This is a genomic window from Poseidonibacter lekithochrous (genome assembly GCF_013283835.1).
GTDB classification, from domain to species: Bacteria; Campylobacterota; Campylobacteria; order Campylobacterales; family Arcobacteraceae; genus Poseidonibacter; species Poseidonibacter lekithochrous.
On the sequence record NZ_CP054052.1, the window covers coordinates 1,636,309 to 1,645,528 of the forward strand.

17 protein-coding genes and 1 pseudogene are annotated in these 9,220 nt (G+C 27.4%); 9 read left to right on the top strand and 9 right to left on the bottom strand.

The window, feature by feature from the left end; translation table 11 throughout:
- Positions 1 to 16 precede the first annotated feature (16 nt).
- Positions 17 to 367 carry a hypothetical protein gene (locus tag ALEK_RS07965; protein WP_071625693.1) on the top strand — a complete coding sequence of 117 codons (351 nt, stop codon included), beginning with the start codon at positions 17 to 19 and terminating at the stop codon, positions 365 to 367.
- A 26-nt stretch (positions 368 to 393) separates the two neighbouring features.
- On the opposite strand, the gene ALEK_RS07970 is transcribed toward ALEK_RS07965, so the two are convergent.
- The gene (locus ALEK_RS07970) at positions 394 to 690 is read right to left on the bottom strand and encodes a carboxymuconolactone decarboxylase family protein (RefSeq protein WP_071625692.1); all 297 of its coding nucleotides are present in this window, start codon (positions 688 to 690) and stop codon (positions 394 to 396) included.
- Between the two features lie 148 nt (positions 691 to 838).
- Between ALEK_RS07970 and ALEK_RS07975 the strand changes: the two genes are divergently transcribed.
- A complete protein-coding gene (locus tag ALEK_RS07975) occupies positions 839 to 1,468 on the top strand; it encodes an adenylate kinase (RefSeq protein WP_071625691.1) in 630 nt (209 codons plus the stop codon).
- Positions 1,469 to 1,514: 46 nt separating this feature from the next.
- On the opposite strand, the gene ALEK_RS07980 is transcribed toward ALEK_RS07975, so the two are convergent.
- Positions 1,515 to 1,895 (bottom strand): BAR domain-containing protein, encoded by a 381-nt coding sequence (locus tag ALEK_RS07980; protein WP_071625690.1) that lies wholly within the window; start codon positions 1,893 to 1,895, stop codon positions 1,515 to 1,517.
- Positions 1,896 to 2,015: 120 nt separating this feature from the next.
- Between ALEK_RS07980 and ALEK_RS17655 the strand changes: the two genes are divergently transcribed.
- From ALEK_RS17655 to ALEK_RS07995, 4 genes and pseudogenes are all read left to right on the top strand, one after another.
- Positions 2,016 to 2,147 carry a hypothetical protein gene (locus ALEK_RS17655; RefSeq protein WP_265734110.1) on the top strand — a complete coding sequence of 44 codons (132 nt, stop codon included), beginning with the start codon at positions 2,016 to 2,018 and terminating at the stop codon, positions 2,145 to 2,147.
- Positions 2,148 to 2,165: 18 nt separating this feature from the next.
- Positions 2,166 to 2,384 (top strand): annotated as a pseudogene (locus ALEK_RS07985) (thioredoxin family protein); the annotation flags it as partial.
- A 1-nt stretch (position 2,385) separates the two neighbouring features.
- Entirely contained in the window at positions 2,386 to 2,721 is a 336-nt protein-coding gene (locus tag ALEK_RS07990) for a metal-sulfur cluster assembly factor (RefSeq protein WP_071625689.1), read from the top strand.
- A gap of 63 nt (positions 2,722 to 2,784) precedes the next feature.
- Entirely contained in the window at positions 2,785 to 3,237 is a 453-nt protein-coding gene (locus ALEK_RS07995) for an Lcl C-terminal domain-containing protein (protein ID WP_071625688.1), read from the top strand.
- 35 nt (positions 3,238 to 3,272) lie between these two features.
- Here ALEK_RS07995 and ALEK_RS08000 read toward each other — a convergent pair whose 3' ends face one another.
- A complete protein-coding gene (locus ALEK_RS08000) occupies positions 3,273 to 3,692 on the bottom strand; it encodes an FKBP-type peptidyl-prolyl cis-trans isomerase (RefSeq protein ID WP_071625687.1) in 420 nt (139 codons plus the stop codon).
- Positions 3,693 to 3,851: 159 nt separating this feature from the next.
- On the opposite strand from ALEK_RS08000, the gene ALEK_RS08005 reads away from it, so the two are divergent.
- Complete coding sequence (locus ALEK_RS08005; RefSeq protein ID WP_071625686.1) at positions 3,852 to 4,409, top strand: LOG family protein; 558 nt, start codon at positions 3,852 to 3,854, stop codon at positions 4,407 to 4,409.
- Positions 4,410 to 4,428: 19 nt separating this feature from the next.
- Here the strand turns inward: ALEK_RS08005 and ALEK_RS08010 are convergent, their stop codons facing one another.
- The 6 genes from ALEK_RS08010 to ALEK_RS08035 all read right to left on the bottom strand — a co-directional run bounded on the left by ALEK_RS08010 (position 4,429) and on the right by ALEK_RS08035 (position 8,107).
- Positions 4,429 to 4,698 carry a hypothetical protein gene (locus ALEK_RS08010; RefSeq protein ID WP_071625685.1) on the bottom strand — a complete coding sequence of 90 codons (270 nt, stop codon included), beginning with the start codon at positions 4,696 to 4,698 and terminating at the stop codon, positions 4,429 to 4,431.
- 99 nt (positions 4,699 to 4,797) lie between these two features.
- Positions 4,798 to 5,409 carry a hypothetical protein gene (locus tag ALEK_RS08015; protein WP_071625684.1) on the bottom strand — a complete coding sequence of 204 codons (612 nt, stop codon included), beginning with the start codon at positions 5,407 to 5,409 and terminating at the stop codon, positions 4,798 to 4,800.
- 276 nt (positions 5,410 to 5,685) lie between these two features.
- Positions 5,686 to 6,105, bottom strand: coding sequence for an FKBP-type peptidyl-prolyl cis-trans isomerase (locus tag ALEK_RS08020; protein ID WP_071625683.1), 420 nt, complete (start codon positions 6,103 to 6,105; stop codon positions 5,686 to 5,688).
- Positions 6,106 to 6,144: 39 nt separating this feature from the next.
- Positions 6,145 to 6,639 (bottom strand): type II toxin-antitoxin system antitoxin SocA domain-containing protein, encoded by a 495-nt coding sequence (locus ALEK_RS08025; RefSeq protein ID WP_071625682.1) that lies wholly within the window; start codon positions 6,637 to 6,639, stop codon positions 6,145 to 6,147.
- 131 nt (positions 6,640 to 6,770) lie between these two features.
- Complete coding sequence (locus tag ALEK_RS08030; RefSeq protein ID WP_071625681.1) at positions 6,771 to 7,850, bottom strand: YeeE/YedE family protein; 1,080 nt, start codon at positions 7,848 to 7,850, stop codon at positions 6,771 to 6,773.
- A 2-nt stretch (positions 7,851 to 7,852) separates the two neighbouring features.
- Positions 7,853 to 8,107, bottom strand: a complete 255-nt coding sequence (locus ALEK_RS08035; protein ID WP_071625680.1) for a hypothetical protein — start codon at positions 8,105 to 8,107, stop codon at positions 7,853 to 7,855.
- 177 nt (positions 8,108 to 8,284) lie between these two features.
- Between ALEK_RS08035 and ALEK_RS08040 the strand changes: the two genes are divergently transcribed.
- On the top strand, positions 8,285 to 8,572 hold the full coding sequence (locus ALEK_RS08040; RefSeq protein ID WP_071625679.1) for an ArsR/SmtB family transcription factor: 288 nt from the start codon (positions 8,285 to 8,287) through the stop codon (positions 8,570 to 8,572).
- Positions 8,573 to 8,584: 12 nt separating this feature from the next.
- Positions 8,585 to 9,217, top strand: a complete 633-nt coding sequence (locus ALEK_RS08045; protein WP_071625678.1) for a LysE family translocator — start codon at positions 8,585 to 8,587, stop codon at positions 9,215 to 9,217.
- Positions 9,218 to 9,220 lie beyond the last annotated feature (3 nt).

Sequence of the window (9,220 nt, forward strand, 5' to 3'; positions counted from 1 at the left end):
TACTTTAGGAAATTAAATGCTTAATAAAATAGAAAATGAAATAAATGAATTTACAAAAGATATTAAAGAAGCTAAAGGTTGCGATGAAATGATTAACTACGTAAATAGTAGTTATATTGCTTGTATAAAACTTTTGATGTTTGCATCTAGTACGTTCTCTTTATATACTAGGGTGATATTGTTTCTTTTTATTGCTTCTGCTGGTTTATTAATGTCTACAATTATTGGAGCGATACCTGTAGGTCTTATTCCTTTTTTAATATTAACATTACTTTTATTTACTTTGATTTTAGTTTCTACTACTCAATGTAGGAAGCTTCTTATAATAAGTATTCAGAATTCTAAAAAAGAGATAGAAGAAAAATAAGGCTTAAGTTAGTCAAATTGACTAACTTATTTTACGCTACAAGCACCATCTATACAATCATCATTTTCTTCATCCCATGATGAAAGTGCAGTTCTTGCAACTACTCCTGCATTTGTAAGTGCTACTAAATCTGTCATTTCTATTAATTCTTTTTTTGTAATACCATCATTTAGGGCTTCTTTATATCTTCTATTTGTACAAGCTGTACATCCTCTTGTAAGTGTTACTGCTAATCCAATAAGATGTTTTTCTCTTTTTGATAAACTCAATTCTTCGCTTGTTTGTCCTAATACTTTTACTGTTTTTAAATCTGTAGCTGTCATTTTTAATCCTTAATTATATACCGACTAGTTGGTCTGTGAGTTATATTAACAAAATAATCTTTAATTTACCTATGTAATTCTTTCACCTTAGGTGTTATTAACTACTTTTTTTATACAATCACGTAAAATTAAATCAAGGAAATTGAACATGAATTTAATGTTATTTGGTGCACCTGGCGCAGGAAAAGGTACACAAGCAAAATTTTTAATTGAGAAATATGATATTCCTCAAATCTCTACTGGAGATATTTTAAGAGCAGCAATCGCTGATAAAACTGATATGGGTATGGAAGCTAAGAACTTCATGGATGCTGGTCAATTAGTTCCAGATTCTACAATTATTGGTATTATCAAAGATAGATTAGCTGAAGATGATTGTAAAAAAGGGTTTATCTTAGATGGTTTCCCAAGAACATTACCTCAAGCAGAAGCTTTAAATTCTTTAATGAATGATATGAAAATTTCTTTAGATAAAGTTATCTCTTTAGATGTTCCAGATGAATTAATCGTTGAGAGAATTACTGGAAGAAGAACTTCTAAAGTTACTGGTAAAATTTACCATATGACATTTAATCCACCAGTTGATGAAAAAGAAGAAGATCTTATTCAAAGAGCTGATGATACAGAAGAAACTGTAACTAAAAGATTAGCTGCATACCACGATCAAACAGCTCCATTAATTGATTTCTACAAAAACATGGGTGTTATTGTAGAACTTGATGGTACAAAAGATGTATCAGAAGTAACAGTTGATATGCTTGCATCTCTTGCAAAGTAATTAACAATACTAATATAAAAGAAGTCAAACATAGTTTGGCTTCTATTTATATACTCAATTTATAATTTACATCATTTAATTCTAAAATACTTTTTGATTCTAATTCACTTATTTTTTTTATAAGTTCTTCTTGACTTTCAAACTCTAATTTTTTACATATTGATTCTATTAATTCATACTTTGTTTTTTTATTAGTTTTTAATTGAGTTTTTTCTTCTTCTTTTTTGATATTGTTTCTTTGAGTTATTACTGTTTTTAAATACATATCTACAGCTTTTGTATTTAGTTCATTTTCAATTGAGAAAATATCAACACTTTTTAGTATTTCTTCTACTTTATCTTTTAGTGCTTCAAAGCCATATTCGTTTGTATCCTTAATTAGTTCAGCTATTTTCTCATCAATTAAAGCTAGTTCATCAGTAGCCATTGTTTCCCTTATTTTACTATTTATTATATTTGTGATTTTATCATAAAACAGAATTAATCAAAATAACAAAATGATATTCACGCTATATTCTTGTGTTAAACTCATAAAAAAAGGAATATTATGAAGAAAACTATTATATTTTCTCTTCTATTTATTTCTACACTCTTTGCATTTGAAGATTTGAATTTAGAAAACTTTGAAGAAAAAACAATAGATAAAAAAGTAATTTTAGATTTTTATACAATAGGATGAAGTGCTTGTGAGGACTTAGGTGAAAGTCTTACAATATATAATACAAGTAATAAAGATGATGTATATATCTATAAAATTGATATGTTAAAACAAAAAGAATTAGCAGATGAATTTAGTGTAAAAGTTTTGCCTACTTTGATATATTTTAAAAATGATGAAATAATTGAGCGAGAATTAGGTAGAAAAACAGTAAAACAAATACAAAATAGTGTAAAGAAGTACTTACTAGGAAATTAATATGAAAACATTTAATAAAGAAGAATTAGAACAAAAAGTTATAGATAAATTAAAAACAATAAATGATTTAGAGCTCCCAATAAATATCTATGATTTAGGTCTTATTTATAATATTGATATAAAAAACAGTACAGATAATATAGAAGTAAATATTAATATGACAGTAATTAATTCACGTTGTAATAGCACAAAATCATTCACTGATTTGATTATCCAAGAAGTGCAAAGTATTGATGACGTTCATATATGTAATGTAAAATTTGTTTTTTCACCTAAATGGGAATTAACAATGATTTCTGAGGATGGATTGCAACTCTTACGAAATTCAAAATCTTAAGCTATATAAAACCGCTATAAATCTTTGTTAGAATATTTTATATAAATTATACAAGGAGTATTAATGAAAAACTTACTTCTATTATTAGTAATATTTTGGACTCAAAATATTCTAGCTCAATCAAAATTTATTAGAGAAGATAATATCATTTTTGATAAAGAATTGAAACTTTATTGGCAAGATAATATTGATGTAACAAAAACAAAACTCAGCCTAAAAGATTCACAAAAATACTGTAATAACTTACAGTTGAATACGTATAAAGATTGGCGTTTACCCACATACGAAGAACTTTTAAGTATTAGTGACTATGCTGTATATAAACCTAAAATAAATGAAATATTTGAAAATAGTGCATCAGGACATTATTGGTCTATTATATACAAGCGTATTGCTTTTGGTGAAGAGTGGAGAGCAATAAATGATTATTATGTGCAACGTATTTATTTTAGTGATGGTTATTCTTATGATAATGATAGAACAGGGAAAGCATACGTAAGATGCGTAAGAGAGTAGTATAATTCCAAAGCTTGTAGCTTTGGAATTAATAATTATTTAATAGATAATACAGTTACAGTAAAGTCTAAATCTTTTCCAGCTAATGGGTGATTTGAATCTACCTCTACAGTATCTTCAAGGATTTCTGTGATTACTACTTGAATAGATTCACCATTTTGTCCTTGACCTTGCATAGGCATTCCTACTTCTAGTTCTAATCCACCAAATTGCTCAATTGGTACAATTTGTTTCATAGCTGGATTATGTTCCCCATAAGCTTCTGCTGCTGGTACATTAATCTCTCTAGTTTCGCCTTCATTCATATCTATCATTCTACTTTCTAATCCAGGGATTAATTGTTCTGAATCAAAAGTAAATTCTAAAGCATCTTTGCCAATATTGCTATCAACAACTTCTCCTTCGATTTTAAGTTCGTAGTTGATTGAGATTACTTGATCTTTTTGCATAGCCATATTGACTCCTTATTATTTTTGTGCATTACTATATCTTAATAAGTTACTATTCCAAATTAAAATAACTCTTTTAAAGATTATTTTTTTGTTTAGATATTTTTAGAAACTAATTAAGTAAAAAAGAATATAATTTGTCCAATAAAAATAATAGGGAATAATATGACAATAGCTGTATATTGTGGTTCTAGTGCTGGAAACAATAGTGAATATGAAGAAAGAACAAAAGATTTTGGTAAGTTTCTTGCTTTAAATAATATAAATGTTGTATATGGTGGTGGAAGAGTAGGGCTTATGGGTGTTTTAGCTGATACTGTTATTGAACATGGTGGGAAAGTATGTGGAGTTATCCCTGAAAAATTAAAAGAAAAAGAATTAGAACATACAGGTATTACAGAGCTTAGAGTTGTGGCGGATATGCATGAGCGTAAAGCAACAATGGCTGAATTATCAGATGCTTTTGTAGCACTTCCAGGAGGTGCTGGTACTTTAGAGGAAATATTTGAGGTTTGGACATGGGCACAATTAGGATTTCATAATAAACCTTGTGCTCTTTTTAATATAAATGGTTTTTACGATAAATTAATAGATATGTTAGAGACTATGTCCCTTGAAGGGTTTTTAAAAAAAGAGTATGTTGATATGATAATTAATACAGATTGTGAAGATAAACTATTAGAAACTTTACAGAAGTATCAAGCACCAAAACATAAGTGGTAAAGTAGTTAAACAAGAAGTTTTACTTCCTGTTTAATTTTTTCATTTCTTTTTTTCGATCTTTATGAAATGCTTTTTCATCTTTCTTTTGCGATTTATCATACTCTCTATCATATTTTCTTTCTTCTTTTTCAAGTTCTTTATTGTACTTATACTCTTCCTTATCAGCAGAATGTGGTTTTCCTTTTCCAGTCCATGCTGGTTTACCTGCCCATGAGGGTTTTTCTGCAGAAGCTATTTGAGGTATAAAGAGTAAACTTACTAGTCCAATAGCTGTAATTAACTTTTTCATAGTAATCTCCTTTTATTTTATGGCTTAAGTATACAAGAAAATTGTAGAATGATTGAGGGATAAGATAATGGGTTTACATTAAAATGTAAACCCATGATTTTATAATTTATCTCTTTTTCTAAAAAATAAAACTAATGCAATTACTGCAAATGTTACACTTACTAATGAAATTGGAGGTAATCCACCATGCCATTTAGCAACTTTTAGCCAACCACTTAATCCCATTACTACTAAGTGAATAATAATAAATAATGAAGCTAGAATTTGTAATGTATAAATTTTAACATAGTTAGTTTTATTAATTAACCAAAAACAATAAATAGCAATTAATCCAGAGAATATAATTAATTCTCCACTTAATGAAAGTTTACTTCCATCAAAAAACTTACCATAATAAGCAGTACCAAAAATACTTAATGATAATAAAATATGAAGATAAGCACTGTGTAATGAAGCAGTACCCCATGCTTTTACTTTGCTAATATCACTTTTGAATAATCCATAGTGTAAAGCAGCGATAAAACAGTATACTACAGATACCATTGACATTGATTTATTGAATAAAAACACTGGTAAGTGTGTTGGGTTTACATTTCCATATACAATGTATCTTACATATGTATAGATTGTAGTACAGATGAAAACTAATGCAAATTTCATTAGCATATTTAGATGTTCTTTATCAGAATCGATTGTTATGTTCGCAGACATAGAGTTCCTTACTTGTGTTCTTTTTATGATTTGTATTGATAATCATTATTGGAAATATAGAAGATAAATACTTAAAATTTAATAAAAAAATAAATTCTTATAACGTCATAAGTAACATTAATGAAGAAAGAATAATGTTGTAAAGCCCATGAATATGTTATTTTGTGATTTTTATGTGATTTTTGAAATTATGTAAAATATTGCTGTTTTATAATTTGTTTTTGAGAGTGGTTTTCAATAATATTCCAAAAAAATGAAATATTATTGAATATTTTGTTATGAAATTGATTTAATAAGTATTGTAAATTCTAAGTCACAACCAGCAAGAGGATGGTTATAATCAACAGTAACATCTTCATTAGTTACTTCTGTAACAGTTGCTCTTATTACTTCTTGGTTTTCTTCTTCACCTTCTAGTACCATACCAATTTCTAAGTTGATACCTTCAAACTCTTCAATAGGAAGAATTTGTGATAAAGCTTCATCATATTCACCATAAGCTTCATTTGAAGGAACATTAATAGTTTTTGATTCACCTATATTCATATCTTCGATTCTAGACTCTAATCCTGGGATTATTTGTCCACTTCCGTATACAAATTTTATTGATTCACCATCCATGTTATCTTCAATCATTTCTTCATTGATTTTAAGTTCATAGTTCATTTCTACAGTTTGGTCTTTTTTAATTGCCATGTTTGTCCTTATGATTTAATTTCGTTATATCCAAGTGTATTAGATAATTACTTCACCTTTTGGTGTATTTCTTACATCTTCAAGTTGAAAACATACGTTAGCAATATTTCTTGCTGATGTTTGTTTGTGTTCAGAAACAACTTTGTGTATTGTTTTTATTTCATCTTTATCGAAAAGTGATTCATCAAATTCTTCTTCCATTTGAACAAATTTTAATTCAATAAAGTTTTTCTTTTTGATCACTTCAATATCTAAATAGTCTAATAATTCTTGAATAAGAAAAAGTCTTTCATCTTCTTCATCTAAGTCTTCTTCGTTTGCAATAATATCAAATAACTCAGCTATTAAAAGTGGCTCAGGATTTCTAGCACTTTTTATATATTCTTCGTTAAATATTTTTTTATCGCAAAATTTTTGATGATTATAGTCCATTAAGAAAAGCATAATTGACAGCTTTTTATCGTTTAAATGGTCTACTTCTTTGTGTAACATATACAAAATCACATTTGCTATTTTTGTAATATCTATATTCAAGCAATTTCCTTTTTTTTAATTGCAGAAGTATACAATAAAATTTCATTTTATATGTTTAATAATAGTATGTAAGAGTATATTTTTCTAGAAGAATAAAGAAGATAAGAAATCCGCAATAACTGCGGATATTCTTAGATTTGGTAATCAGGTGTATTATCATCCCAGTCGAAGATAAAACACATAGGAAGTTTGTCGTATTTGTTTAAAATAATAGCTGCTATATATGCAGATACAAAAATAGACAGTATTGCTAAAGCTGATGCAAAGGCTAATGTAGAAAGTCCTGTAAGACCTTGCCCAACAGTACATCCAATAGATAACATACCACCAGTACCCATTAAAGCACCACCAAACATATTATATTTAGCTCTATTAATATTCTGATTTGCAGTACATCCAAAGCTAAATTGTTTATTCATTTTAGACATTGAAAATGCACCAAGTATTACCCCAATAATTAAACTAATACCAAATGTTAATTCGTTTACCTCATAAAAACTAAATAGTTCTAAAGATTTAGCCGTAGGGTAAACAAAAGTAATTGCTGTTAATGTAATTTCTCGCTCTAAACTATCTTCGCCCATAACGCCCGTAACATACCAAGAAGCAGCGACTAGTAAACCAATAATAGCTCCATCAAATAGACTAAGAACTCTTTTTGTTCTTTTTAGAAAATATATTAAAGTTACTACTAATAAGCCAACTACAAGATATACATTCATTTGCACATTTTGAATATATGATGAAATACTAATTAATGTTTCATTTGCAACAATAGGGTCAAGAATTCCATGGATAAGACCTTTACTTGTTGCAAAGGCAAATATTCCAATAAAAATTAAAGCAATCAAAGAGTTTGAATCACCTTGTGCAAATTTTATTAAATGTCTATTCCCACATCCATCTGCTATCATCATACCAACACCAAACATTGCACCACCTAGAATGATTGTTGCGTAGTTAAGATTTTCTCTTAGATATACAGATTCACTTAAATCAACTTCAAAATGATTTGACATAAGAGTAGTAGCTATTATTGCTACAATCATTGCCATTATTACAGAAGATGCTCTTTTTGTAGATTTAGTTAGAATATAATCTTTGATTGATCCGCTAAAACAAAACTGTTTTTTTTGTGCAACCATTCCAAAAATAATACCAATTCCTAAACCTAAAAGGTTTATTATCTCATAAGTTTCTAAATCAAACATATTTAAACCTCTTGGTTTTCAGCTCTCATATCTTCAAGTCCTTCTAAGATATCAATAGCATCTTCTTGTGATAAACTATTGTTCTCAATATCTTTTAAAACTTCAGTGAAGTAGTTTCTTACTTCTTCCATATATTTTATTTCATCTTTTTTTGCTTTTTTACTAGATCCAGCTTTTACTAGCTCTTCTATATTTTCATTTACTTCTTTTAATACGTCATTTCTTAATAAGTCTTCTAATGTTTTTATTTGATTCATAATTAACCCTATATTTATTTTTTTGAATTATAACCAAATAAATATAAATAAAATAGGTATTAAGAATACTTATTTCGATAAAAATAGAAATAAAATGATGGATGATAATAATCATATAACGAATTTAACAAATTAAAGGTATAATATTTCTTTAAATTTAGAATTATGGAAATATAAATGAATGATGAACAATTAGCAAAATGCTTAGCTGAATTAGGAAATATCACAAGATTAAAAGTTTTTAAATTATTAGTTAAAGCAGGGGAAGAGGGAATGCCCGTAGGTGCAATTCAAGAAAAATTAAATGTGCCAGGTTCCACTCTTTCTCATCATATAACAAAACTAATATCAGCAGATTTAGTAATACAAAAAAGAGAAGGTAGAACCTTACATTGTATTGCGAACTTTGAAGTTTTAAATAGTGTAGTTGGTCAATTACAAGACCAGTGTTGTATAGGATTTTAGAAAGGATATATTTTGAATATAGATACATTGCTAGTTTATTTAGTAGTTACTTTTTTTTATGTTACTAGTCCTGGACCTGCTGTTGTATTAGCAATAATTAATGGACTTAGATCTAATATGAAAACTGTTGCAATTTCTTCTTTTGCTAATATTTTAGGATTGTTTATTTTATCAAGTGCTTCTATTTTAGGATTAGGAGTATTACTTACTACTTCGGCAACTTTATTTATGATAGTTAAATTTATTGGAGCATTTTATTTAGTTTATTTAGGGATTAAATTTATTAAAAATAAAAATGTATTAAATATTGATGATATTAACTCAAATAAAAAAATAAAAAGTAATAAGTCTTATTTTTTTGAATCGTTCTTTTTAGCTGTTACAAATCCAAAACCTATACTATTTTTCACTGCTATTTTCCCGCAGTTTTTAGATCTTAGTGTTTCTATACTACCACAGTTTTTGATTATGACATTTGCATTTTTGTTTATATCATTTTTCTCACTTTGCTCATATGCTTATTTAGCTAAAAAATCTAAATCATATTTAAGCGATAAAAATAGAATGAATTGGTTTCATAAAATAACTGGTGGAATTTTTATTTCTATGGGAATAGGGTTATTAAGTCTAAAAAATCATAATTAATTA